Origin of the sequence: Rugosimonospora acidiphila, assembly GCF_039543385.1 — a bacterium.
Taxonomy (GTDB): Bacteria; Actinomycetota; Actinomycetes; order Mycobacteriales; family Micromonosporaceae; genus Rugosimonospora; species Rugosimonospora acidiphila.
Genome location: NZ_BAABJQ010000058.1, coordinates 1 through 24,599 on the forward strand (window position 1 = coordinate 1; position 24,599 = coordinate 24,599).

18 protein-coding genes and 7 pseudogenes are annotated in these 24,599 nt (G+C 68.4%); 8 read left to right on the forward strand and 17 right to left on the reverse strand.

Translation table 11 applies throughout. The features are described from left to right. On the reverse strand, positions 1–642 hold a 642-nt coding region (locus ABEA87_RS41505; protein ID WP_345639285.1), incomplete at its 3' end, for a CPBP family intramembrane glutamic endopeptidase. 340 nt (positions 643–982) lie between these two features. Next, the gene (locus ABEA87_RS41510; RefSeq protein ID WP_425571047.1) at positions 983–1,492 is read right to left on the reverse strand and encodes an SMP-30/gluconolactonase/LRE family protein; all 510 of its coding nucleotides are present in this window, start codon (positions 1,490–1,492) and stop codon (positions 983–985) included. A gap of 74 nt (positions 1,493–1,566) precedes the next feature. Here ABEA87_RS41510 and ABEA87_RS42835 point away from each other — a divergent pair. Continuing rightward, positions 1,567–1,953, forward strand: a pseudogene (locus ABEA87_RS42835) (glycoside hydrolase family 88 protein); the annotation flags it as partial. A 63-nt stretch (positions 1,954–2,016) separates the two neighbouring features. On the opposite strand, the pseudogene ABEA87_RS41515 reads toward ABEA87_RS42835, so the two are convergent. Beyond that, positions 2,017–2,475, reverse strand: a pseudogene (locus ABEA87_RS41515) (IS6 family transposase); the annotation flags it as partial. A 101-nt stretch (positions 2,476–2,576) separates the two neighbouring features. Here ABEA87_RS41515 and ABEA87_RS41520 point away from each other — a divergent pair. Further along, positions 2,577–2,711 carry a hypothetical protein gene (locus ABEA87_RS41520; protein WP_345639287.1) on the forward strand — a complete coding sequence of 45 codons (135 nt, stop codon included), beginning with the start codon at positions 2,577–2,579 and terminating at the stop codon, positions 2,709–2,711. 85 nt (positions 2,712–2,796) lie between these two features. On the opposite strand, the gene ABEA87_RS41525 is transcribed toward ABEA87_RS41520, so the two are convergent. The 6 genes and pseudogenes from ABEA87_RS41525 to ABEA87_RS41550 all read right to left on the reverse strand — a co-directional run bounded on the left by ABEA87_RS41525 (position 2,797) and on the right by ABEA87_RS41550 (position 8,433). Further along, a complete protein-coding gene (locus ABEA87_RS41525) occupies positions 2,797–3,624 on the reverse strand; it encodes a hypothetical protein (protein WP_345639288.1) in 828 nt (275 codons plus the stop codon). Positions 3,625–3,653: 29 nt separating this feature from the next. Then, a complete protein-coding gene (locus tag ABEA87_RS41530) occupies positions 3,654–4,433 on the reverse strand; it encodes a sensor domain-containing protein (protein ID WP_345639289.1) in 780 nt (259 codons plus the stop codon). 13 nt (positions 4,434–4,446) lie between these two features. Beyond that, entirely contained in the window at positions 4,447–6,537 is a 2,091-nt protein-coding gene (locus ABEA87_RS41535) for a M48 family metalloprotease (RefSeq protein WP_345639290.1), read from the reverse strand. Further along, positions 6,534–6,935, reverse strand: coding sequence for a hypothetical protein (locus tag ABEA87_RS41540; RefSeq protein WP_345639291.1), 402 nt, complete (start codon positions 6,933–6,935; stop codon positions 6,534–6,536). The genes ABEA87_RS41535 and ABEA87_RS41540 overlap by 4 nt, the downstream gene beginning before the upstream one ends. 448 nt (positions 6,936–7,383) lie before the next feature. After that, positions 7,384–7,701 (reverse strand): annotated as a pseudogene (locus ABEA87_RS41545) (glycogen debranching N-terminal domain-containing protein); the annotation flags it as partial. Positions 7,702–7,902: 201 nt separating this feature from the next. Then, positions 7,903–8,433: a glycogen debranching N-terminal domain-containing protein gene (locus ABEA87_RS41550; RefSeq protein ID WP_345639307.1), complete on the reverse strand. Its 531-nt coding sequence runs from the start codon at positions 8,431–8,433 to the stop codon at positions 7,903–7,905. Between the two features lie 1,214 nt (positions 8,434–9,647). On the opposite strand from ABEA87_RS41550, the gene ABEA87_RS41555 reads away from it, so the two are divergent. The 3 genes and pseudogenes from ABEA87_RS41555 (at position 9,648) to ABEA87_RS41560 (ending at position 10,876) form a co-directional block, all read left to right on the forward strand. Further along, a complete protein-coding gene (locus tag ABEA87_RS41555; protein WP_345639292.1) occupies positions 9,648–9,863 on the forward strand; it encodes a hypothetical protein in 216 nt (71 codons plus the stop codon). 24 nt (positions 9,864–9,887) lie between these two features. Beyond that, positions 9,888–9,965, forward strand: a pseudogene (locus ABEA87_RS42840) (hypothetical protein); the annotation flags it as partial. A gap of 530 nt (positions 9,966–10,495) precedes the next feature. Further along, complete coding sequence (locus ABEA87_RS41560) at positions 10,496–10,876, forward strand: nuclear transport factor 2 family protein (RefSeq protein WP_345639294.1); 381 nt, start codon at positions 10,496–10,498, stop codon at positions 10,874–10,876. A 304-nt stretch (positions 10,877–11,180) separates the two neighbouring features. Here the strand turns inward: ABEA87_RS41560 and ABEA87_RS42845 are convergent. The 4 genes and pseudogenes from ABEA87_RS42845 to ABEA87_RS41575 all read right to left on the reverse strand — a co-directional run. Further along, positions 11,181–11,381, reverse strand: a pseudogene (locus ABEA87_RS42845) (hypothetical protein); the annotation flags it as partial. Between the two features lie 52 nt (positions 11,382–11,433). Beyond that, the gene (locus ABEA87_RS41565; protein WP_345639296.1) at positions 11,434–13,269 is read right to left on the reverse strand and encodes an AMP-dependent synthetase/ligase; all 1,836 of its coding nucleotides are present in this window, start codon (positions 13,267–13,269) and stop codon (positions 11,434–11,436) included. A 646-nt stretch (positions 13,270–13,915) separates the two neighbouring features. Further along, positions 13,916–15,118 (reverse strand): SAM-dependent methyltransferase, encoded by a 1,203-nt coding sequence (locus ABEA87_RS41570; RefSeq protein WP_345639297.1) that lies wholly within the window; start codon positions 15,116–15,118, stop codon positions 13,916–13,918. Positions 15,119–15,560: 442 nt separating this feature from the next. Next, positions 15,561–15,722 (reverse strand): hypothetical protein, encoded by a 162-nt coding sequence (locus tag ABEA87_RS41575; protein WP_345639299.1) that lies wholly within the window; start codon positions 15,720–15,722, stop codon positions 15,561–15,563. 604 nt (positions 15,723–16,326) lie between these two features. Between ABEA87_RS41575 and ABEA87_RS41580 the strand changes: the two genes are divergently transcribed. Next, a complete protein-coding gene (locus ABEA87_RS41580) occupies positions 16,327–17,694 on the forward strand; it encodes an FAD-dependent oxidoreductase (RefSeq protein ID WP_345639300.1) in 1,368 nt (455 codons plus the stop codon). A gap of 402 nt (positions 17,695–18,096) precedes the next feature. After that, positions 18,097–18,435 carry an LCP family protein gene (locus ABEA87_RS41585; RefSeq protein ID WP_345639302.1) on the forward strand — a complete coding sequence of 113 codons (339 nt, stop codon included), beginning with the start codon at positions 18,097–18,099 and terminating at the stop codon, positions 18,433–18,435. A 1,122-nt stretch (positions 18,436–19,557) separates the two neighbouring features. Here the strand turns inward: ABEA87_RS41585 and ABEA87_RS42850 are convergent. The 3 genes and pseudogenes from ABEA87_RS42850 to ABEA87_RS41600 all read right to left on the reverse strand — a co-directional run. Further along, positions 19,558–20,529, reverse strand: a pseudogene (locus ABEA87_RS42850) (MMPL family transporter); the annotation flags it as partial. A 111-nt stretch (positions 20,530–20,640) separates the two neighbouring features. Then, positions 20,641–21,717 (reverse strand): annotated as a pseudogene (locus tag ABEA87_RS42855) (MMPL family transporter); the annotation flags it as partial. A gap of 85 nt (positions 21,718–21,802) precedes the next feature. Then, positions 21,803–22,444: a response regulator transcription factor gene (locus tag ABEA87_RS41600; protein WP_345639304.1), complete on the reverse strand. Its 642-nt coding sequence runs from the start codon at positions 22,442–22,444 to the stop codon at positions 21,803–21,805. 224 nt (positions 22,445–22,668) lie between these two features. On the opposite strand from ABEA87_RS41600, the gene ABEA87_RS41605 reads away from it, so the two are divergent. After that, on the forward strand, positions 22,669–23,982 hold the full coding sequence (locus ABEA87_RS41605; RefSeq protein ID WP_345639305.1) for a sensor histidine kinase: 1,314 nt from the start codon (positions 22,669–22,671) through the stop codon (positions 23,980–23,982). A 115-nt stretch (positions 23,983–24,097) separates the two neighbouring features. Here ABEA87_RS41605 and ABEA87_RS41610 read toward each other — a convergent pair whose 3' ends face one another. Then, positions 24,098–24,481: a DDE-type integrase/transposase/recombinase gene (locus ABEA87_RS41610; RefSeq protein ID WP_345639306.1), complete on the reverse strand. Its 384-nt coding sequence runs from the start codon at positions 24,479–24,481 to the stop codon at positions 24,098–24,100. Between the last annotated feature and the right edge of the window lie 118 nt (positions 24,482–24,599).

The window sequence follows — 24,599 nt, forward strand, 5'->3', positions numbered from 1 at the left end:
CCCCTGCGTCTGGCCGTTCCCGGAGACCTCGGTGCCGAAGATGCCGGACTCGGCGAAGTTCCAGCCGAAGTGCAGACCGATCGGGAGCCACAGCTTGCGCGTGGCCGCGTAGGCGGCGGCGAGCGTGCCGCCGGCCTCGATCGCGATGGCGACCGCGCCCCACACCGTGGCGTCCGGGTTGATCGAGTGCCACAGGCCGAACAGCACGGCGGTCAGCACCAGCGCGATCCACGTGTCGAGGCGTCCCTCAATGAGCCGGAACAAGACCCCGCGGAACATCAGCTCTTCTGTCACCGCGGCGGCGGCCATGAAGCCGAACAGCCCGATCGGGCCCGCCGCCGACCCGAAGCCGTGGACCCTGTAGCCGCCGAGGAAGGCGATGTTCCCGATGACCGCCGCGAACCACGCGACCCCGATCAGTACTCCCAGGCCGACGCGGGTCGTGGCACCCTTGACGGCCACCTCGACCGGCGCGCGGTGCTCGGCCCACCGCACCGCCCAGGCGTACACGAACACCGCGAGCACGGCCGTCGCGAGACCGAGGACCAGGCAGAGAAGCGCATTCCCCTGCACCGCCGCGACGACCTGGCCGCCAACGAAAGCGACCGCCACGACGGGCAGGAGCTGCTTCAACAACCGCATGCCGACTCCTTAGCGAGTATCCGCGGTCGAAACGCCGCGGCTGACTCGAAACGCTAGGGAATCGGCGATCCGGAATCGTCACCGCACAGTGGACATTCGCGGGTAGCTCGCACGGGGGACAAGCGCGGCGCTTGGCCCACTCGGCCAGCCCCTCTCATTCTCCACGCGTGATGCGAATACAAATTCCATAATATGGGTGCCGTCCTCGTCAAGAAGTGACCGTCCCAGGAAGCGCGGGACCTCCCGCACCGACCCCCACGGCTCCCACCGATCGGATCTGACATGCTCGCCGTCAACCACGTAGCGCGGGCCGGTGGGGCCGGACGGTGGTGAACCCAGGTCAGGGCTGTCGCGGTGAGCCGTTCCAGGTGTGGGTCGGCGCCGCCGCCACGTCAACCTCGGCCGCGAAGATGCGCCCGCTGTCGGGTGCCGCCCGTAGCGCCGCATCGGTCAGGCGGGCCAGGGCGGTGGTGATGAGCAGCATGCCGTCGAGTAGGCACACCGCCGTGGGGCGCGGTACGGGCAGGTCGACCCGGGCCGTCGGGCTGCCGTCCCGCGCGTACCGGCACACCCGCCAACCGTCCCGCAGCGCGACCCACAGGCAGCCCTCGGCATCGACGCACAGCCCGTCGGGCGTGGCATCGTCGAACTCGACGAGCAGTGTCGGATCGGTGGCGGCACCGGTGTCCGGGTCATACCGGTAGCGCTGCAACCGGCGCCGGCGGCTGTCCACGTGATACATGACCCTGCCGCTGGGATCGAACCCCACCCGTTCGCGCAACCGACCCGTCAACACGGTGCTCGCCGAGCCGTCGGGCTGCAGCGCGTAGAGCCCGCAGGCCCAGGGCACGGTGTCGGTCGGGTCGTCCGCGTGTACACCGGACCGATCTGCAACCGTGGCGTACGACGGTCTGGGTCGACTGCATGCACACCGACGGACCAGGGCTGGCGCTGCTGGGCGACATTGACGCAGCCGTTGAGTGCACCCGCGAGGCGTGCGCGGCCCTGCAAAGGCCCGACGGATTGTTCGACCATGGATACGATGTGGCCTCCGGCAAGAGTAACGGCGTTGCCCGGGGTCGAGGTCAGGGATGGGCACTTCTCGGTCTTGTCGGGGTGCTCCGCTACCGGCACGACGACGTTCTGGCGGACAGCCTGCACCGGCACCTCGCCGCGCTCGCTGCCTACGAGCAAGACGGCCTCTGGCACACCGTTGTAGACCGTTCGGACGCGCCGATCGAGTTCTCGATTTCGGCGTACGTCGCGCTGGCGATCAACGAGGCCGTCACGGTGGGCCTGGTGAACTCGCAGCTCCGCGAGCTCGCGGACCGCGCGATCCGGGCGGCGATCGACGCCACGAGGGACGGCGTCCTGCGCCGAGGGGATCAGCTCGTCGAGGACGGCGGGGTAGACCGCGGCGTCGTCGGTGACAACCTCGATGGGCTTGACCTTCAGCGTGGACAGCGCCCGGCGGAAGAACTTGCGCGCCGCGTCGGCGTTCCGACGGGTCGAGACGAGTACGTCGATGACCTTCCCGTACTGGTCGATGGCGCGGTACACGTACCGCCACACGCCGTTGACCTTGACGTAGGTTTCGTCGACGAACCACCGGTCGCCCGGGGAATGCCGGGAGAAGCGGGCGGCGTCGGCCAGCAGCGGCGTGAACCGCTGCACCCACCGGAACACCGTGACGTGGTCGACCTCGATACCGCGCTCGACGAGCAACTCCTCAACATCGCGATAGGACAGGTTGTAGCGCAGGTACCAGCGGACCGCGACCACGATCACCTCGGGCGGAAGCCGGAACCCGGCGAACGCTGACCTCGGCGGCATCATCGGGCGTTGGCGGGCAGCGAGCTTCATCACTCAAGCCTGCCTCGATCTTGCCAACGGTCAACGCAACAGAGCCATTCAGGCGCGCTATCGACCTCGGTGTGGTGCGCTCCTTTGTGGACCGGGCGGTGCGGACGGGTGGTTCGCTGCTGCTGTTCGGCGAGCCCGGCGTCGGCAAGACGGTGTTGGACGCGGCGGCCGCCGACCTCATCAGGCAGGCGGCCGCCCGCGGCTGACGCCGAACGCGACGAGCAACGCAGTCGCCGGTGGACCCGCCCCCGGGTCCACCGGCGCGCGGTTGCCGATGGCGTACCCGCGGCATCAACGGTGTCCGCTGATGTCCGCCCGGTACCGGGTCTGGCCGCAGAACGCACCGCCGTACCCTACGAGGTCGATCGAACCGTCGATGCCGCCGTCTGCGTCCACGGTCAGCTGCATGCTGCCGGAGACCGGAGCGTAGGGACACGCGAGCAGGCCGCTGGCCACCGTGAAGTTGTTGGCCAGGCCGGCGGCCACCCGCTCGTCGGGCTCCACCGTCACGGTGTCGCCGTCGAGTCCCACCGTTCCCATGTCGATGTCGGCTGCGCTCGCGTCCGGGTCGCACGCCGAGTTGCTGCCGAACCAGATGGCGCCGACCTCCGGCTGGGCGCCGGGGAAGCCGGACACCAGGCAGGCGTCGAGCGGGTTGACGCCGTTGGTGGTGGCGATCGTGGTGATTGTCTCGACGATCTTCAGGGTGCCGTCCCGGCTGAAGTTCGTACTGCCCGCGGTTCCCTCGATGGTGACCGAGTAGGTGCCGAACAGGGAGCTGCCAGAGTCATTGGCCCCGGAGTCGCTGTCCTCGGAGTCATCGTCCTGGTCGTCCGCTGGCTCGGCCGTGTCGGGAGCGGACGTGTCGGGCTCCTCGGTCGTCGGCTCGTCCTGCGGGGTGGGAGATTCGTCGGCCGGCTCGGTCTCGGTGTAGGTCGGGGACGGGGTGACGTCGTCCGGGCTGGGGGACGGGGTGCTCCGGACCGCGGTCGGCGCGGCGTTGGGCACCCGCGGGTTCGAGCACGAGGTCATGGTCACGGCGATCGCGACCAGCGCCGCTGTCTTGAGGGCATAGCGCGGCCAGCGTGGCGGATGGGTGCCCGTTGACGGTTGTCGCATGGCGGTACTCCTTGCTCCGGGGTATGGGGTCAGGTCGTCGCGGCGCGCAGGGCGCCGGCCGCCCGGTCCATCAGGGTCTGGGTGAGCGCGTAGTCGGGCGGGTCGGGCGCGGTGTGGCTGAGGATTATGAGCGCGTCGCCGACCAGTCCGAGCATGAGGTTCTCGGCGACGGTGAAGGCTCCGGTGTCCGCGACGACGCGCACGACGAGCCGGGTCGGGGTCGAGTCGTGGACGGCCACGGTCTCGCGGGTGACCGACCCGTCGGGGTAGCTGATCGTGATGGCGGGGCAGCCGGACAGCGTCGAGGCGGCGGAACCGAACTGGTCGGCGGCGCCGCCGGGCGAGTAGTACCGGACGACCTCCTGGATCCAGGAGGTCTGGTCGGCGGTGGCGAGGCTGGTGCGCGCCTCCAGGACGCCGGAGCCGGTGGCATGCCGCAGTTCCAGATCGTCGAGCGCGGAGCCGCAGGCGGCCGGTACCGAGGCGTGCTCGCCCTGATCGGGCAGGGTCTGCGGGGTGTACCCGGCGACCGGCACGTCCCCGGGGCGCAGCAGGGCGGCGCGGAGGTCGTCGGGGGTGACGGCACGGCCTCCGGACGCGGACGGCGGCGCGACGGGCCCCGTCGGCGGGGAACCGGGTGGCGCGACGGAACCGGGTGGCGCGACGGGGCGCGGCGGTGTGACGGGGCTGGGCGCCTCGGGTGCCGGCCGGAACCCGCCTGCCGGCGGGGACCCGGGCGAGCACGCCACCACCGACGCGGCCAGCGCGGCACCGAGCAGGAGACCTATCGCTGTACGGATCGGCGGCATCGCATCCCCGCTCTCATCGGTGGGTGGCCTGAGCGCTCGGGTACCGGCCAAAGCTGATCAGGATGTCGCAGCGGCGGAGGAGTGCCAGCTGCGCGGCGGCGGCCAGGCCGGGGTCGCCGCGCTCGGCGCTGGTGACGAGGGTCTGGCCGATCGCGCGTACCGCCGGGTCGTCCAGCGCCATCAGCCGCAGCCCGAGGGCCCGTTGGCTGTCCCCGTCCGCTGGCGGTCCGAGCACGGAGGGCCCGCCGAGCTTCAGCCAGCGACAGGTGTAGAAGCTCTGCCGGGTGGCTGGCATCGGCGGTGGCGCGGCGACTGGCGTGGCCGGGCCACGGGCGACGGCCGGGGCGGCCAGGATGACGGCGAGGCCGAGCGCCCACGCGGCGGCGGGGAGCCACCACGCGGCCGGCCGCGGCGCGCGGCCCGGGGGGTGCGGCCGGCCGGCGTGCAGCAGCGGCCCCAGCAGGGTGAACCCCCAGGCGAGCGCGGCCGCCGCGAGCAGGGCCGGTTGGCGGGGGCCGGACAGCTCGTGCGCTACCAGCCGGGAGGGCGGCTCGGCGCTCGACGCGGCCACGCGCACCGCCAGCAGCCAGGTGCCCAGCGGCACGGCCAGGCACAGGCCGCCGACCGCGAGCGCGGCGGCGCAGCCGCGCCGGGGGTGCCGGGTGCGGGCCCAGGCGCCTGCGGTCGCGGCCGACCACTGCGCCGCGAGGAGGCCGAGCAGCGCGGCACCGGCCACCAGCAGCGCCGCGCAACCGCGATCCGCCGCGGTCAGGGACAGGACGTCGGCCTGCCCGCCCGCACTGGCGAAGACGCGCCACCAGTCGGCGGCGGCGCGGGGGGCGAGCTGGGTACCCGCGACCAGCCCGAGCCCGAGCGCGAGCCCGGCGGGTACGGCGGGTGGCGACCCGCCCCGGGCCAGGCTGGCCCGCCAGGTACCCAACCCCAGCACGCCCATCAGCGGCACGCACAGCAGGGCGCCCGTGCACAGGTACGCGTACCAGGCGTCTGCGGGCAGCAGGCCGTCCAGCACGACGCCGAGTTCGGTGCCGACGAGCCCGGTCGCGACCCCGGTGACCAATAGCTCCATTGTGGACGGTCGGAGTACTCGCACCGGCGAGCGGACCACGTCGGCGCGCTCGGGCCTCGTCGGGTGAAACCGCCACAGGCTCCGCCACCGGAGGCCCCGGCCGCCTCGCGCCCCTGGAGGAGGGTCGCCTCGGCCGACTCCCGCGCCAGGCGGGGGCCCGGGCCGGGAGCCCGTCCCGACCAGCGCGTCGATGACGGCGGCCGGGTCGGTACGGGCGACCCGCAGGTCGGCCTCGTGCTCGCGGGTGCGGAAGACCGCCAGCAGTGCGAGCCAGAGCAGCACGGCGACGGCGACGAGCCGCCAGCCCAGCGCCAGCCCGAGGCCGCCGGCCCGGTAGGCGGCGGCCAGCGGCAGCGGCCCGACGACGATCAGGCTGGACGCCAGCCAGGTGGCGATCGCGAGATAGGTGCGGCGCACGTCGCGACCCTGGATGTGGGCGAGCTCGTGGCGCAGGGAGACCTCGCCGGTGGGATCCAGGCCGTGCTCCTCGACAGCATGTTTCATCAGGCCTGGCACGACGACCCGGTACGGTGGCCGCCCGTAGGTGAACGGGGTGTCGGTGTAGCTCAGGCGGGGCCGCGCTTCGATGACCGGCGGCCGATCCAGGCCGGCGGAGGAGACCAGCGCCGCGAAGGCGACGGCGAGCCGCGAGCCGGCCGGCAACGGCTCGGTCCCGCACCGCCAACGGATCAGCCGCGGGATCGCCAGGTACGCCAGGCCGGCGAGGACGGCGACGGCGGCCGGCCCGAGGAGGATCGCGAGCGCCTGCTCGGCGCGTACCCGATCGGTGCAGGCGAGCAGGTTCGCCACCGACCGGACCGGGTCGGGATCGGTGACCACGCAGCCCTGGTTCGCCGCGCCCCACCAGGACGCGCCGAGCACCAGGTACCACTGTCCGGCGAAGACGGCGCCGGCCAGCGCGGCGAGCGTCAGCGCGGCGAGCCTGGACGTGGAGGGCGGCGGGAGCGGGGACGGCTCGGCCGTCGCCGCCGCGCCCACCCCGTGCGCGTCGGTCATGGCGGGGTCGGCGTTTGCCCGGTCGCGACGTCGGGGCCCGAGGCCAGCGCGCTGGCGATCGCATCGGCGAACCGACGCTGATCGGGCTCGGGATAGCCCAGCAGGCCGGCGGCCTCGAACGCCTTGAGCCGGATCAGTTGGATATCGGCATCGGTGAACGACGGCGGTTCCTGGCGGCACATCAGGGCCACCGCCCGGCGCAGCCGCCGCCGCTGACCCCGCCGCCGGTACCAGCGCTGAAGCCGGGCGCCGAATTTGCCCGTGGTCTTCTCGATAACCATGCCGGCATAGGTCTGGGCCAGGAATCCGATGACCAGTGGCGCCCAGGTGCCGAGGTGGCTGACCAGAATGTCCGAGCCGACCGGAAGATCGGTACCGCGCCGCGCGAACAGCGGCACAGGGTGCCGGGAGTACGCGGCCCACAGTTCATCGAATCGGGCGGCCTCACCCGGGCTCAACCGGGCGACGGTCTCCCGCATGACCTCGACGCGGGAGCGGTGCGGCTGATCGATCAAGACGCCACCTTCGGGGTCACGGAGCAGCGCGGCGCGATGCGTACGCGGGCGGACGGTATGGCGGATAGGTGCCCGTTGGACGATTGATTCGCTCGATCGAGGATCACCGGATCCACGTAGCCGAGGCTATCGAGGGCTGTCTCTGCGAGCCATCCTCCGATTTTGGGATGGCTCACGGAATCGCGGACGAGCCCGCGTGAACGATCGTGGTGCCGCCGGGGTCGTCCGGCGCCGCGCCGGCCTCGTGCGGGTAACACTCCTCGCCGAAATCCCCATGCGTGCGTGCGATTTTCGGTAGCTCAAGAAGCTCGATCTGGACGACCGACGGGCCGCGCATCTTCGCGTCATAGGCATATCCCTGCAACTCACAGGTAGCCCTGGGGAAGCTGGGCAGGTGCCCGTCACGGTACGCGACGGCGTCCCAGGAGTCCTTCCAGCACTGGTTCTTTAGGCCGGTCTCCTCATTGCGGCGCTGGTACGCGATGTACCCCAGGCCCATCAGGTCGGCGTACTCGTCTATCCAGGTCAGCGCTGCCCGGGCCTCGAACTCGAAGTCGCGGACCACCTGCGCGTCGCCGGTCCACCGCTCGTACTCGTCGAGTAGCACGACGAACAACGGTGTGGCGTCGGCGCTGCCGCAATACAGGGACGGTACCTTTCGCCTTCTCCAGCAGTCGGTTGTGGTTCAACCGGTTGATCTCGTCGAAGAAACTCCAGCCCGGATCTGCCATGATGACCGACCCCCGTCACCGCTTTGCCCGTCAAACCGTGGATCTGGTTCACCATCACATGCGGCAGGTCCGGCGGGCATCAGCCCCGGAGGACGAAAACCGGGACGGGTGGCGGGCGATCAGCTCGCCTCACCCTCGTCGTCCAGGCTCGGGGACGCCTCCGGCCGGCCGCCGACGCTGTGGGCATCCGGCAGAGCCGCCAAGGGGATGCGCCCCTCCGATCGGACGATCACCGGCTCCACCCGCAACTCCGCCGACCAGTCCTCCCGCGGTTCGAGGCGGACGGTGAACGTGAGCCCGTCACACTCCAACAGGGCCGGCCGGTTCGCGGACACCGTCGTCTCGGGGTGGAACCCGTTGCGCTCGTACCCGAACACGATCGCCTCGTTGTCCACGCGCCGGTACCGGGCGCCCCCGTCCGTCGAGAGTTCCCGACCGTCGGGCGAGCGGGCGAAGTCGGCGTCGGCCTGGACCTGGATACACAGCTCCAGCAGCTTCGTCCCGCGATTAGACATCATGACCATTTCCCGGAACCCGTCGGACACCTCGCGCAGACGGACCACCGACAGCTTTCCGTCTACGTCGACGGATCCGGTCGCCGGGTTGAGGAAGAACTGCGTCTCGAAGTACCGCAGATCGTCCGTGGACAGGCCTGCCGTGCGTGTACGTCGGCCCGGTCCATCTGCGGATCAGGGACGTGGCGGGGGTGATCGCCGCGCTCTGATCGTCCTGACCGTAGTTTGGCGTGAAGCGGGGCGGGTGTTGGGGTAGTCAGACCGGTGGGGGAACCCCCGGGCAGACCCCCAGGCGCCCCGAGGCGTGATCCAGTACGGCTTTCGGTACCCAACCATGCTGGGGGCAGACCTTGATCGATGATCAAGGTAAACCCCGAAATATCCCTACGGGGGATATTCCCCGACCGGGGGTAGGCGCGTAGGGCGCATCCTGCGGCTGCTCGCAGCATCCCGTACCTGAACCACGAACCCCGCCGGTGGATCAGCTGCTGGCCGTTCACAGGCGGCTGGAACCGGGTACGGCATTGCCCACCGGCCGACCACAACACGTGTCCGATCGCCCAGCAGGTCGTCCAATGCGCGGCTCCGTCCCCAGCTGCGGCAGACGCTCGAGGTGCTGTGCGAGATCGGCTTCGTCGACCGGCTCGCGCCCGCGCTGATCGACGGCTCGACCGCGCTCACGGTCGGTGGGTAGTCGGCTACGCGGCTACCTCCCAGAATCACCCCCATCTGGCACTGGGTGCGGCTGTGCGGAACAGTTCCAGCACCGACAGGCGGCGATTGCCAGCCGCGGTACATCATGGGATCGGGTATGTCTGTCCGCCGGGTTCACCGCCTCGCCTGCATACCCGTCGGCGGCGATCTCGCCTCGGCCTGAGCTCGGCGCGGCGACAGGTGGTGGTCGAGCGGCCCAATCAGGAGTGTGGTGGCGGTACCCCGGCCGGCCGGATTACCGGTTGCGGGCCCGTTGCGCGGCGTTCTCGCCGCCGGGCCCGCTGGTTGGGTGGTGCCGCTATGGTGGGAGCTTCTTCATCACTTCTTCATCACAAGAAACCCTTCGCAGCTCACCGCGCCATCTCCCGGGCGCATGCCACGGTACGGACACCGCACCTGCCCACCCGCTATCACGGCCGGTCGGCAGCGACTCTCCCATCCCGCGTACACCACGCTCAGCATCCGCCGGCCCACGTCGATCAGCTGAGGCCACACGCGCGATCGATCTTCAATCACCCGCGACCTGGAACCGTTTCATGGCGACGTCGTCCAGCGTAGAGCCCAGCCCGGGTCGATCCGGTACCTTCAGGTTGCCCTCGGCCGTCAGCTCCAGCTGCTCGACGAACATTGCGTCCTTGAGGGTGTTGTTAAGGAACACCGATGACGCCGCCGGCCTCCACCCGCTGGCCAACTGGGAGAACAGCAGTGGGTGCTGCGGACCGACAGGCGACGAGGGGCTCAACCGGGCCTGCTGCACCTGCGGCGCTCCGGTCGCGACCTTCGCGGCCGACTGCTTCGGGCCCTTCGAACTGCACCTCGATCCTGTCCGGACCTACGCGTTCTCCCAGTAGGACAGCCCCTCGTTTTTCTTCGAGCACGACACGGGCACGGAGAAGTCGTCGGTGCTGGTGGCCAAGGCGGCGGGGTATCAGAAGTTCGTGGCGCAGGGCGCTCCGCGCTGGCCGGTGTTGTTCTGGTTGCCCAGGGCCAGGCGGGAGCAGTACTTGCAGGACCTACTGCACGAGGCACGGGTTGGGATGCCGGTAGCGACCGCGGCCCGCGACCACGCCACCAGCCTGGGTGCCGGCCCCGCTGAGGCGATCTGGCTGCCCGTGAGCCACTACGGCAACCCCGCTGCGCTTGGCGCAACTGCCCAGAGCGCCGGTGCCGGGTGGTATTGGCCGGGTTGTCCAGGCTGTTGTCGCTGGCGCGGTGGGCGGCGTTCTTCGTCACGCCGGCCACGCTGCTGCGCTGGCACCGCAACCTGATCGCCCGGTGATCGACCTACCCGCGACGGCAGCCGGGCCGGCCTGCGGTCACCGCCCAGGTGCGGGAGCTGGTGCCGTGTCAACGGAGATACTCAACGCTTCTCGATCCTGATCTCGCCCCGTCAAACGGATCGGCTATGAGCCGCTGGCCTCAACTCACCCTCACAGACAGGGACCGGCTCACGCGCTGGCCTCGGATCTGCGAGGCTGGCAGAATGGACCGACAGGATGTGACCGCCTGGGTGGCCGCCTACGAGAGGGCGTGGCGGGCGGCCGGAGTTGACGCGCTGGCCGACATTTTCACGCCGGACGCGGTGTACCGGCAGGGCCCGTACGAGGCGCCGCTGACCGGGCTTTCCGCTATCGGCCGGATGTGGGAACAGGAGCGGTCCGGGCCGGACGAGGGGTTCACCATGAGCGTCGACGTGGTCGCGGTCGAAGAGGACACTGCGGTGGTACGGGTGCAGGTCCAGTACGGTGGCCCCGTGGAACAGGAGTACCGCGACCTTTGGGTCATCCGGTTCACCAGTGACCGGCGGTGTCGAGAGTTCGAAGAGTGGCCCTTCTCTCCAGATCGGCCGATCGCTACGCGATAGTTGCCTGCATGCTCGCGAGCCGGGCGGGTCTGCCGTCGCTGAGTTGATCCGAGTCGAGTGCGAGTGCCGCCTGGCCCGGTACACGGTGAGCGACGGTCAGCGTGCGGCGCGGGTGCGGAGTTGTGGTCGCGCGGTCCGTCGCGGTGTGCCCGGCGCCACCGGCGCAACGCGGCCGGCGGCCTGCTCTGAGGAACCGGCCGTGCCGTGCAGGTTGATAATGTGCTCCAGGAAACGCATCCTGGCGTGCCAGCCGGCGGTTTCGTCGAGTCGGCCTCAGGCCCCTGGGGGGCCCTGCACCACCAGGGGTTGGTCGCGGCAGTCGGATGGATGGCCACCCGGCCGCGTTGCCGCCCCGCTCCTGGTGGGCGCTCAGCGACGCGGCATTGGCGTACCCGCGAACGATGAAGAACACCGGCATGGCGACCGGGCGGCGGGTCTGGAGCAGCCACGTGATCGGGCAGCGCCTCCAGCGCGTTGGCGCAGCGGACGCATACCGCCAGGGTAGCCACAATCAGGTCCGGCCGGGTCTGGCTCGGGGTGAATTCGAGCTGCGGGTGTCAGGTCTGGTAGATGGCTGCGATCTCGCCGGCGCATGCCCGCTGAACGACGTCGCGCTTCACCTTGAGAGTCGCGGTCAGTTCCCCGCCCGCCTCGCTGAACTCGCAGGGCAGGATGCGGAACTTCTTGATCGCCTCGGGATGCGAGACCGTCATGTTGGCGTCGTCGATCGCGGTCTGGATCTCAGCGTGCAGCGTCCGATCCTCGCGCATGTCGGCAACACTCGTACCGCGCGGACAACCGTGCTCGGTCAACCACCTGGGCCAGGCGTCCCGGTCGATGGTGATCAGCGCGGCGACGAATGGCTGCCGGTCACCGACCACCACGCAGTGACTGATCAGGGAGTGGGCGCGTACCCGTTCCTCCAGCGCCGTCGGGACGACGTGCTTACCGGCGGCCGTTACAATGATCTCCTTTTTCCGCCCCGTCACGCGCAGATAACCCTCGGGGTCAAGCTCGCCGAGGTCCCCGCTGCGCAGCCAACCATCGGTGGTAAAGGCCTCGGCGGTGGCATCGGGATTGTTCCAGTAACTGGAGATCACCAGGTCGCCGCGGATCAGAATCTCGGTGTCGTCATCGATCCGGATGGCGACTCCGGGCACCGGCCGCCCGACGGTGCCGATCCGGGCCGCGCCGGGCGGGTTGACGGTCGCCGCGGCGGAGGTCTCGGTCAACCCGTACCCCTCCAGAACGATCATCCCCGCGCCGCGGAAGAAGTGACCGAGGTGGGTGTTCAGCGGTGCGCCGCCGCAGATCACGTGACGGCAGCGACCTCCGAGGGCCTCCCGCAACTTCCGGTAGACCATCCAGTCGAAGACGCGACGGCTTAACCGCAGGCCGGCCCGGGCCCCACGGCGGGTCTCCAGCGCCTCGCTGTAGGCCACTGCGGTACGTTCCGCGTGCCGGAACACCCAGCCACGTACCGGCCCCTTCGCCTCCTGCTCGGCCTTGGAGTGAATTTTTTCGAGCATCCGGGGGACGGACAGCAGGAAGGTGGGACGACGCTCGCGCAGATCGCCGGCCAGAGTCTGCATCCCGGAAGTGTGCGTCATCGTCATGTGCGCGCGCACCACGCCGATCTGGATCAGCCGGGCGAACGCGTGTGCGAGCGGCAGGAACAGCATCGTCGACGCGCCCTCGGCGAAGAGTTCCGGCAGGGCGCTGACCGCGTTGTCGGCGTTGGAGTCGAGGTTGCGGTGGCTCAGCATGCAACCCTTGGGACGTCCGGTGGTGCCGCTGGTGTAGATGATGGTGGCGAGATCCGTGGCGACCATCCGCCGGCGACGGGCGTGGACGTCCGAGACGCTCACCGCCTCGCCGCGGCTGATCAGCCCACCGACATCGCCCGCGTCGATCCGCCAGACCTCGCGCAACGTCGGCGTCCGGTCCCGGATTCCGGCCACCATCCGCGCCTGCGCGTCGCTCTCCACCACGCAAGCCACGGCCCCCGAGTCAGACAGGATCCAGGCCGCCTGGTCCGCGCTGGACGTCTCGTACATCGGCACGCTCACCGCGCCCGCCGCCCAGATCGCGTAGTCGAGCAGGGTCCATTCGTAGCGCGTTCTGCTCAGCAGCCCGACCCGCTCGCCCGGCTCGATTCCCGCAGCGACGATGCCGCGAGCGACCGCGGTGACCTCGTCGCGAAACTGCCGACAGGTGACCGGCGTCCAGCCCGCACCAGCGGCCGGACCGTCGTCGCCCGCCGCGCCCTCGTCCGTCATGCGGCGAACAAACTGAACAGCGTCGGGAAACCGCTCGGCGTTGTCCCACACCACGTCCGTGAGGTTGACATCATCGATGGTCGCCACGGCCGGCGGGACGAGCAGCTCGGACACGTCACGCTCCCTTATGCGTGCGCCAGCGGACACCGCTACCGGGCCCGACAACGGTGGTATCGGGCTGTTCACCGGCGGTACCCAGCACCCAGCCCGCTAACCGGCCTAGCGACCGGGTACGGGCTGGGGGCAGGAGACGTCCGACCATTGGGCCCCGGATCGGGGATGAGCGAGTCCAGCGGCGGAAGAAGTAACTGTGACGGATTTCGATGCCAACGCCGACTGATCCACGCCGTTGCACGCACGAGGCGCCGGCGAACGACGCGACCTTCCCCATCCCCGATCTTCGGGCCGCACCACGAGCACGTCAAGCACATCTGCAGGGCAGACGGTCGGCGATCACGTGCGTGACGAAGCGACGCTCCGATGAACACCACACTTGACAGGTCATCCCCGATAGGGAATCAAATCCCGCCGTCCGACGCAGGTCAGAAAGCTTGTCGTCTTCTAGATCAAGGAGTCGCGCGAGCGCGGCGCTGCCGCTCGCGCTCGGCGTGCTGGCGGCGCTGGGGCGCCGGCATCGGCCGGCGCGAGGGCTGCCTTGCGCATCGTGTCAGGCCGGCGTCACCGGTTCGCCAAGTCTGACCCCGTGCGGTTCCGTGAAAATTAACCCCGGGGGTTGTTTAGGCGCGGCTGGCGCGGTTCGTCAATGCGTCTGCGCCTCGGGGTTGGACAAGCGCTTGAGCATTGCGGTGTCGACCGGCGGGGTTCCGATGGGTGGCAGATACAGGGTTGAGATCCCGGCGAGGTCGGTTGGGGCGAGCCGGCCGACGGTTGTCTTGACGATGCGGGGCGGCAGGAAGTGCAGCGTCGATGCATCGTAAACGATGAGATCGTGCTCGGCCGGGTAGAACTGAAGCAGGCGCTCGATGAGGATGGGAAAGTTCCTCCGAGAGTAGCCACTGAAATTGAAGCCCCCATCGCCCACACATTCCGCCTGCCACACCAACACATGGCTATAGGTGTCGAGGATCCGCGCGTGGACAAGGAACTCGGTCGCATCGATCGTCTGCAGCCCGCAGGTCGCCGGGTCTATACCCAGGTCGGCGAAAAGGCTGTCCTGCGCCGAGATGGCCGGATGCATCTCGGCCCGGTAGCCCTCGGCTCTGGCGATCTTGACAGCCATGTGCGGCGACCACGCGAAGATGCCAGGATGCCCGTAGAACACTGCGCACACCGCCCGTCCGGCGCGCACATCAGCCAGGATCACATCGACCATCTCGTGATACGTGTCCACCCGCGGCTTGTCATTTCCATAAAGGTCGTAGAGGGAGGTCGCGTTGTTGTTGAGAGTGTGGATTTCACGCTCGGTAGCGGGGTCCGCGACGCAGTAGAAGACCGAGTCCGCGCTTTTGATCCGGTCCCGGGCATCGATCGGAAGGTCTGACAGTGGCTTGATGCCGCTGCCGACGACGTGTAGAGACCCCGCCGCGGGGAAGTCGGATTTCGCGAAGTAGCTGATGACGTCGTCGATGTTCAGGACGACCTGTTCGCGCCAGTCGCTGATCGAAGTGTGGGTGTTGTCGTTGAAGGTGGTGCTGTGGAAGTCGTTGAAGCTGTTCGTGGTGAAGTGGTCGTTGTTCATACTGACGTTCATGGTCATCGGATCGATCATGCCGATATCGGTGTCGATCTTGTCGGTGATGACGGGGGCCAGTCCGGCAGATTCGAGCTCCCGGACCGCCTCCATACGGATCCAACCGCGTTCGCCGCTGGTGACGGCCTCCGCCTGGCGGTCGGTCAGTCCGTAGTCGCGCATCGTCGCGGCCGGCTCAGACCTGAACTTGTCGAGATTTTCCGGCGATGCCATCGCCACCAGAAAATCCGTCAGCGGTGTCAAGCTGCTCATCCCAAGGCTCCTTGGCGTCATAAGGCAAGCCGCGAGGTCCGGCGTCACGGCGACTGGGTGACCATCGGTGATCTTGATGGTCGCTCTACCGCAATGAACTGACGCACCACGAGAGGCGGGCGGGCCATTGGCGCTTATCGTAGGAATCAATCGACAGCCAGTCGTCCGGACAGTCGGCGGTTAGACACTTCGGGGTCCCATATCGGTAGTTCGTCGCCGCGGCGGTCGGTCAGCAGCGCGGCGAACATCCGGGTCTCGAGCCGTGGCGGCACGGGTACGCGGCGTGGTGGTGGAGCCAGTGGGAGTCGAGGATCCGGCCGCATTCGTGGCAGCGGGTCAACCTGGCGAGCACGTACCGTTCGTCGTTACCGTCTTCCGGCGTCGGGGTGGCGCTGGCCAGTTGCACGGCGATGAAGTCTTCCTCGCTGACCAAGCCGAGCGGTCACGGATCGGGTTCCAGTCGCTGGGCCCGCGACGGTGTCGACATCGCCGCCCAGGCCGATGGGGTGACGGTGGCCTGACGCAGCGGCGCTCCGGTGTAGACGCAGTCCAGCACGGCGGACACGGTTTCGGTTTCGGCCGGGTCCATGCTGGAGCCGAACACGCATTGCCAAGATTGGCGATCGCTCACTGAACGAGTCGTCGTTGCGGCCCGTTTATAGGGGGCATGGTGATCCAACGCCGTCCAGGACATACCAGCCGTGTCTGGCCTTTGACAGACGGCCTGCGTGAGCCGGGGGTCGGCTGTGTGTACTGACCATCGTGACGGCCGCAGACAGCGCACCCCAGACTGTCCATCGCGGCCTGAGACAAACAACGAGTAGCCGCGCGGCTCTAAAGCGTCGAACTCAGGGAGCCGCACGCCTGCGCGGACTCAAGATACTGGAGCTCGAAAGTGGCTTCCGGGGGAGCTATGGGTTGGTGCCGACACGGTGCGGGCGGCAACGGGATGCCGTTCCGTTCAGACGGTCATGGTCAGCGGCGCAAACTAGCCGGGTTTCACCGAGCGGCAGTGGTTCGCGGTCTGCGTCTGGTCGAGGCGGACGCTGGACTTGCCGTCGTGTTGACGAGCGACCTCTTCACATCGGAACTTCTGCAGTCCAACAGTAGCGTCATCGTCTTGGACGCAACGTCCTGATCGGCGGGGACGGGGTACTGGAGGCATTGGTCAACTTCATCGAGCCGCTCTATCGTCTGCGAGGATTCATATGTACTTGGAGAGAGGCCGCGCCGTCGTCATCGGTGCGAGCATCGCCGGCCTGCTAGCTGCCCAAGCCCTGAGTAAGACCCACAAGGTAGTTGTCCTGGAGCGGGACGATTCGACTACACAGCTGGTACTCCGTAAAGGCGTACCTCAGCGGCGGCAGCTGCACGTATTACTCGCCCAGGGAGCGAAGGCGCTGGCTGAGCTGCTCCCCGGGTTCACGGACGACCTGGTCGCGGCTGGGGCAGTCCTGACCGATCCTCAGCTTGACCAGACTTACTACCTCGACGGTCGGGCCATCGCCCGAGCACCATCCGGGCTGACCTCGATCAACGTCAGTCGGCCACGGTTGGAGCACCTGGTGCGGCAACGCGTGGAGTCGCTGGAGCACGTGAAGATCCAGCACGCCGAGGCGTTGGGACTGATCACCGAACGCGACGGTGCGGTGGTGACCGGTGTACAGACCACCGACCCGAGGACTCCGCAGCTGGCGGCGGACCTTGTGGTGGACGCGACGGGTCGCGGGTCCCGAGCCCTCCATTGGCTGGGTGAGCTGGGCGCGTCGACGCCCGACAGCTCCCGAGTCGAGATGGACGTCATCTACGTGACGCGGCATTACCGCTGGAAGGCTCACCACCTGGACGGTCGACACGGCCTCCTCGTGGCGCCGTTCCCCGGCTTCCCGCGGGGCGGCGCCGCGGTGCATCTGGAGGAGGACCAGTGGGCAGTCGTCCTCTTCGGTTTGATGGGCAAGGACCCTTCCACCGAGGAGGCGGAGATGCTCGCATTCGCAAAGTCTCTCCCTGTGCCCGACCTCGCGAACCTGATGGAAGCGGCGGAGCCGCTGGACAAGCCCGTCAAGATGAGGTACCCCGCCAGCGTGCGGTGGCACTTCGAGAAGCTGCGCCAGCATCCCGCGGGGTTCCTGGTAATGGGAGATGCGCTGTGCAGCTTCAACCCTACCTATGGGCAGGGTATGTCCGTGGCGGCGATGGAGGCGCTGGCTCTGCGTGACCTGGTATCTGCGGGAACTGGCGGGTTGCCAGCGCGCTTCTATCGGATAGCTGCGAAGATCATCGACGCCGCCTGGGCTCTTGCGGCCGGCGGTGACCTGAGGTTCCCCGAGATCAAGGGCCGTCACACCCCCATCGATCGGGTGCTGAACGGCTATCTGGACCGGTACCGGCTGGCCGCGTGCGTGGACCCGACATTGGGGCGTACGTTCGTTCAGGTCGCTCAGATGCTGGTGCCAGCCAGTGCGATGGTCTCACCGGGACACCTGATTCGGGTGCTGCGCGGGTCGCGCCGTGCCCTGCCGCGAGACGGCATGGGGTTCCCAGTGCCTAACTCATCCGGGGCCGGTACTTCTTGACGCGGTCGCAGTTGAGGGCGCACCCCAGCACAACCACGATCCGGCGGCCGCGCGTCGCCACGACCAGGGCCGACTCGACCAGCACAGTGCCGAAAAGGCGAGGCAGGTGGGCGATGAGCACAGATTCCGGCGGCATCACGAAGTCCGACGTCACGGCGGCCTCAGGCGCCACAGTGGACTGCGGTGCTACCGCACGGGGATGCCACCTCGGAGTCCCGGGCCATGCCGAAGATCGGGGCCACAGGCTCCGAGGCCATTACGGACGACGAAGCCGCGACGGCGCGGGCCACTACGGAGGCTGGGGATGAAGGGACCGCGAGGCGCGCGCCGGCGGGTCAGGACCCGCCGACCGACGGGACGCGGCCGCCGGGGCGCAGACATCGCCGCCGCTGGAGAAAGCTGTTGGTCGCGACCGCGGTCGTGCTGCTGGTTGTCGCGGGTGGACTGGTCGGGGGCGCCTGGGCACTGGACCACCGTTATGAGGTAAAGGTGACGCACGAGGACCTGCTCGGCCCCGTTGCCGCATCGCTGCCGGTGATCGAGTCGCACTTCGCCTCGGGCCCGTTGAACCTGCTCCTCCTCGGCTCCGACTCGCGGGCCGGCGAGACCGGCAAGGGCACGGTCTCCGGCCAGCGGTCGGACACCATCATGCTGGTCCATATCTCCGCCCAGCGCGACAAGGCCACCGTCATCTCCATTCCGCGCGACAGCTACGTCCACATTCCTGCTGGTGGTAGCTGAAGGGCGGGATGAACAAGCTGAACGCCGCGTTCGCCTTCGGCGGTGACGGTGGCTCGTCGGGGGAGGTACCGATGGGGGGCCGTGGCTGGCGTCCGTGCCATGCGGCCCGGGTTTGTCTGCGGAGTTTGAAAAGCCGGCTTAGGGGGCCGCAGGTGGTCCACAGTGGGTGTACGACGTCCTCGCCGAGCAGGGTGGCGGCGGTGCCGGCGAGCCCGGCCAGGGCCGGCGCTGCGGCGATGGTGATGACCGTGGAGGCGGAGCCGGGTGGGTGGTGGCGCCAGAGGTGGTCAAGCCTGTCGATCTGCCATGAGGGGCTCAGGGCGTGCCGTTGTCCGGCGAGCACCGCCTACCCGGTGATGGCGACGTAGAGCAGGCCGGGCAGCAGGATCGCGGCCAGCCACCGTTCGGTGATCTTCTTGCCGAGGTTGGCGAGGTACCGCTATACGACGCGGGTCAAGGCTGGCAACCACTACCACGCACACCATCACTCACTGGCTGGCCTGGTCACAATGGCGCCGCCACCACCAGGCCCGAGCTCGCCTCAGCCATTACCGACGCCGATGCCATCCCGACCCGCACCTTTCGGCGCCTGGGGCTGACCGTGCTCCCTGATGTCCAGCGCCCATTGCCGCACGATCGCCTCAGCTTTGGCCCGACCAGCAACCCGAAGGCTTTGGGTACCAGGAGTCCCACCGGCAGACCTGGCGCTTTTCGAGGCCGACTGTGGTGTGGCACTTCCTGGGCGATGTGGTAGACGGTCAACGCGAACAGCGTGCCCCGGCCGACCAGTTCGGACGGCAGGGTCAGAGATCTCTTCGATGCGCTCTTCGGCGAGAATCGGGGCGCCGGCCGCGATGGCGCCCAGCAGGGGAATACGGACGCCTGACCGCGGATCCCGACCGTGAGGACCGACGGGGCCGGGCGACGGGCGGGCGTCGACGGCGCGCGGCCCGTCGGGAGCCCGGGGCAAGAGTCTCCTCCTTGGCATCGCGCGGGCTACGGCTGTCTCGAGCGCCCGTCGCCGACGCTGTCCTACGAACCAGACGTGTTCGCGGCGAAGGGGTGGGCGAATTCATCGGGGATGTCGCCCGAGTCGTCGGTGTCGGGCACGGCGGTGACCTTCCCGGGCCACCATAGCGCCCGTCCGAGGGCAGCCAATGCCGCGGGGAGCGTCACGACGCGGATGAGGGTGACATCCAGCAGGGTCGCGATCGCCAGGCCCACGCCCATCTGTTTGAGTTCGATGAACGACAGCGTGCCGAAGATCGCGAAGACCACGATCATTACGGCCGCCGCCGCCGTCACCACCCCGGCCGTTTTCGCGACGCCTTCGAAGATGGAACGCTTGTTGGTCATCCGCAGCCGGGCGTTTTCGCGGATGCGGTTGACGACGAGGACGTGGTAGTCCAGCGACAACCCGGAGAGCACGACGAACAGCAGCAGCGGAATGTATGAAACCAGGGATCCCTTCGAAGTGAACCCAAGAAGTCCTTCTGCCCATGTGTTCTGGAAGATCAACGTGACGAGGCCGAATGACGCTAACGTTGAGCAGATGTTGAGCAGGATCGTGATCAGGGCGAGACCCAGCGACCGGTAGATCGCGAACATGTAAACGAATGTCAGCGCGATCACTATGCCGATGACCCAGGGCATGCTTCGGGCAAGGGTGCTCGTTTCGTCGAGGTTGGACGCGATGTCTCCGCCAACGCCGTGGTCGGCGTCAGCGAGGGGGCCGAGCGTGTCCGGGAGGATGTTGTTCCGCAACTCGCGAACCGCGTTTTTCGCCTGCTGCGACGTCGTCTGGTAGGGCACGGCGACATCCAACACCAGAGTGCGCTTGTCGTTCGAGATCCACGGCTGACTTGCCGCGCCGAAGAGGGTCGGCTCGGCGGCCGTGCGCTTTGAGACTCTGTCCGCCAGCGCGCGCAGGGCTGCCTCATCGGGCGCGTGAGAGGTCAGCACGATCTGGGCGGAACTCGTCGTGTCGGGAAAGTTATGGCGGACTTCGTTGTAGACCTGGAGAGAGGTCAGGCTGGGTGGATAGTCGTCGATCGTCGTCGACGACAGTCTCATTCCGAGCGCCGGGGCAGCCATGGCTCCGAGCGCCACGGCAGCTACGCCGAGCGCGATCCATGGGTGGCGGATCACGAGCCTCAGCACTGCGCGCAGCGCTCTGTTCTCCTTGTTGCTGGCCAGTCGCCACACGAACGGGAGGCGAGGCTTGTCGATCCAGCGGTGAAACAGACGCATCAGGGCGGGCATCGCGGTCACCGCCGATGCCATCGCAACGAGTACGACCAGGATGGCGCCGATCGCGACACCCGAGTAGAGCGTCGAGCGCACCAGCAGGAGCCCAGCCATCGCGATGGCGACTGCCGTCCCCGAAACGATGATCGAATGCCCGGCGGTGCGGGCTACGATCTCGGTGGCCTCCACGGGGCCGCGACCTGCGTGCGCCTCCTCGCGGTATCTGCGCGAATAGAACAGCGCGTAGTCGATGCCGACGGCCAGTCCGATCAGGGTGATCACATCCGGCACGATGCCGGTGTCGGGGACCATCTGCGAGGCGACCGCCCACAGGCCCAGGGCGGACAGGACCGATGCTGCGCCGACAGCGATCGGCAGGACGGCGATCATGATGGCGCCGAATGTGATGAGGAGAATCAGCAGGGTCGTTGGGATGCTGATGGCAGTCGCGCGGTTCAGGTCCTTGCCCAGCCAGGTTTGGAAGTCGTCGATGATGGTGGTCTCGCCCGTCTCGCTGATCGTGAGCGAGCCAAACTCGCCGCTCAGCTGTTTCACCGTGGCGTTCAGCGGTGCCAGTCGATCGGAGGCGGTGTCCGGATCTCCGTTGATGGCGACGGTGTAGACCAGCGCGTCGCCGGCGCTGGATCGGGTGGGGCCGGTCACTGACTCGACGTGCTGGGTGTCGGACAGTTCCGTTAGGATCTGCTGGGCGTCCGCGGAGGTGAAGTTCCCCGTCACCAGGATAAGGTCGGTCGCGGGGTACGGGTACCCGGCTGCGGTGGCGAGTTCGGCGGTGTGCTGTGCCTCTCCGGTGATCCTCTGGTTGTCCGACGCTTCATGCGTGCCGACCAGAAAGGAGAGCGAGAGAGAGCCGCCGACGAAGGCGGCCCAGATGAGCAGTGCGATCCATGGGTGCACGGAACTCCACACGGCGATGCGCGCGACGGCTCCGCGACGAGAGGAAGGGGGAATGAGTCGCCCCTGTTTGACGGATCTCATGGTCCTATTCCACGGACTTCCGCAAGAATGATCCATGGTGCCTGCACCCCAACGCCAGATGAAGGCAGCAGCGTGAGGCGCTTGTCAGCGCCCCGTCAGTGGCTCGGAAGATGCGGTGGGGTCAGCCGCGCAGGTAAGTGAGGACGGCTCGTACCCGCCGGGAGCTGTTGGCGTTCTCACCCAGCCCGAGTTTGGCGAAGATGCTGTTGATGTGCCTGGCGACGGCCTTCTCCGTGATGAACATACGCTCGGCGATCTCCGCGTTGGAACTTCCGGTAGCCATGTGCCCCAGGGTGGCGTACTCGCGTGGGGTGAGTTCGGCGAGAGGACCGCTCGTGGGGCGATTCTCGAGCCGGGCGACGACTTCAGGATCGACGATGGTCTCACCCGACGCGACCGCACGCAGTGTCGCAACGAACCGCACGTCATCGAACACGCGGTCCTTGAGCAGGTAGCCCACGCCGCCGTCGCCGTGCGCGAGCAGCTCATCGAAGTAGAGTTGCTCGACATACTGGGACAGGACGACCACGGGGAATCCGGGGTAGCGTCGGCGCAGTTCCACACCCGCGCGGATGCCCTCGTCGGTGTGGGTGGGGGGCATGCGGATATCCAGGAGCGCGAGCTCCGCACCGGAGCCGAGGATCACGTCCTCCAGACCGGTCGCCTCTCTGGCCGTCCCGGCGATCGACACCCCGTGGGCCAGGAGTATCTGCTCGATCCCGCGGCGAACGAGCATCTGGTCCTCGGCGATGAACACTCGCATTTCGCAGATCTTATCGTCACCCCGCGTCCTGGCGATGTAGCCGATCCGATGTGGATCTCTGTACCTGGTCGACCTGAGTCGCGCGGGCAATTGCATCCGAATGCTCTCACGCCCGTTCTGTTCACCCCGGGCGCGCGGAAACGGATGCGCCTGATGATGGTGCAAGGACATACAGTGGTGCTGGCACCATCGGTACACGGCACGGACGCCGATACTCTGATCGCATGAGCACCCCGTCCATCGATTCACTGCCAAGTGAGAATGGCCCACGAGATGGGCTCCCAAGGGCGCCACGCGCGTGGGCAGGTGCCATCCAGTTCCTCGCCGAGGCATTCGTCGAGTGGTTCGGCTTCGTCCGGCTGCTCGTCGCGTTCGTGCTGGTATTCATCGGCGTGGGCATCTGGATGCTCCCGGGGGCGATCGACTTCGCCGGTGCGCACGCGGACCGGTCCCGTGCCCTCGCGCGGCGGCTTCCCGGCGTGACCGTCGAGGGGTACCGCCGACCGGTGACCGGGCAGCCCGGCCCCTGGCAGGTACTCCACACCTGGCAGCGACTGAAGGATCCGGTGGTTCGGCGAGACGTGCTGTGGCACATGCTGAACCCCATCGTGGGCATACCTCTCGGCATCATGTCGCTCGGACTCGTGCTGGAGGGCGCGTGGGAGCTGGTCTCGATGCCGTTCGAGGTCTTCTTCTCCTCGTTCCGGCCGGCGACGTGGTTCACGATCGCCGACGCGATGGGTATGCCGCTCGCCGCCGGCATCGGGGCGACGCTCGTCCTGATCGCCGTTCAGGTTCTCATCGGCATCGCCCTCGCCCGCCCGCTGCTGCGCGCCCAGGGTGGTTGGTCCCGGCTCGTGCTCCACGTCGAGGACGCGGGTCAGTGGCGCCGCCGCGCGGCCACCCTGGAGGCCACCCGCGCTGACGTCCTCGACCTCGAGCAGGCGGAACTGCAGCGCATCGAGCGTGACCTCCACGACGGCGCACAGATGCGCTTCGTCTCCACGGGGCTCACCATCACGGAAGCCGCCCGGCTCGTGCGCGATGACCCCGACCGGGCCATAGAGCTGCTCAGCCAGGCAAAAGGTGAGTCGGCGGCCGGGCTCGCCGAGCTGCGCCGGCTCGTGCGCGGCATCCGTCCGCCCGTACTCGCCGACCGCGGCCTCGTCGACGCGATCCGCGCGATCGCCAAGGACACCGCGATCCCCACCGTGGTGACCTCCACGCTTTCGGACCGGCTCGCCGCGCCACTCGAGTCGGCGCTCTACTTCGCGGTCGCTGAAGTGCTGACCAACGCGGTCAAGCACGCCAAGGCCACCGGCCTGCGCGTGAACCTCAGTGAGACATCCGAGACCGTCACGCTGCTCGTGACCGATGACGGCCAGGGCGGAGCCCAGACCGACCCCGACCACGGCGGCCTGGCCGGCATCCGCCGGCGACTGAGCACCTTCGACGGCAGCCTGAGCGTGCTCAGTCCCGAGGGTGGTCCCACCGTGGTCACGATCGCAGCGCCGAACATCAAGGCGGCCTCGGTGTGACACTCTGGCCGCTCGCCAGCATCAGGGCAGGGAAAGACGTGGGCTCGAGTCGCTGGGGGGCGCTGTTGCATTATCGGATCGGACCACAAGGTTGTGCCGGCGGTGAGGTCCGAGGTCAGATCATCAGGGTGAGTTCGGTGAACGCCGCGGCGACCCGCGAGCTGGGCGGGACGCCCATTCCCAGTTCGTAGTGCCCGCGGCGGAGGTTCTGGATGAAGGCATGTCCGGCGATGATCGCCTGGGCCGTACGGTCGGTGCGCAGTCCACGCATCGGTCGCAGCCGGTGTTTGAGGTGGCCGTGATCGGTCTCGATCGGATTGTCGGCGTAACGCTCGATGTAATGCGACGCCGAGGGAACGAGATCATCGAGTACGGCGGGGTAGACCGGAGCGGCGTCGGTCACCACCTCGGTAGGCGTGACCTTCAGCGTCCGCAGCGCCTGGCGGAAGAACCGGCGGGCCGATTCGGCGTCCCGTCGGGCCGAGGCGAGCCCCGGCAACGGGCCAGGTGCTGCTCACCGAGGTGACCGTGGCCCAGGACCAGGGGCAGATCATCAACCCACGCGCGATCGAGCACCAGATCTCCAGCTGCATCATCCAGACCGCGAGCCGGGTCCT

Excerpts from the sequence above, each read along its gene's own strand:
- ABEA87_RS41525 (WP_345639288.1), bottom strand. The coding sequence starts at position 3,624 with ATGCGACAACCGTCAACGGGCACCCATCCGCCACGCTGGCCGCGCTAT.
- ABEA87_RS41600 (WP_345639304.1), bottom strand. The coding sequence starts at position 22,444 with ATGCGAGTGTTCATCGCCGAGGACCAGATGCTCGTTCGCCGCGGGATC.
- ABEA87_RS41530 (WP_345639289.1), bottom strand. The coding sequence starts at position 4,433 with ATGCCGCCGATCCGTACAGCGATAGGTCTCCTGCTCGGTGCCGCGCTG.
- ABEA87_RS41605 (WP_345639305.1), top strand. The coding sequence starts at position 22,669 with ATGAGCACCCCGTCCATCGATTCACTGCCAAGTGAGAATGGCCCACGA.
- ABEA87_RS41535 (WP_345639290.1), bottom strand. The coding sequence starts at position 6,537 with ATGACCGACGCGCACGGGGTGGGCGCGGCGGCGACGGCCGAGCCGTCC.
- ABEA87_RS41580 (WP_345639300.1), top strand. The coding sequence starts at position 16,327 with ATGTACTTGGAGAGAGGCCGCGCCGTCGTCATCGGTGCGAGCATCGCC.
- ABEA87_RS41560 (WP_345639294.1), top strand. The coding sequence starts at position 10,496 with ATGGACCGACAGGATGTGACCGCCTGGGTGGCCGCCTACGAGAGGGCG.
- ABEA87_RS41570 (WP_345639297.1), bottom strand. The coding sequence starts at position 15,118 with ATGAGCAGCTTGACACCGCTGACGGATTTTCTGGTGGCGATGGCATCG.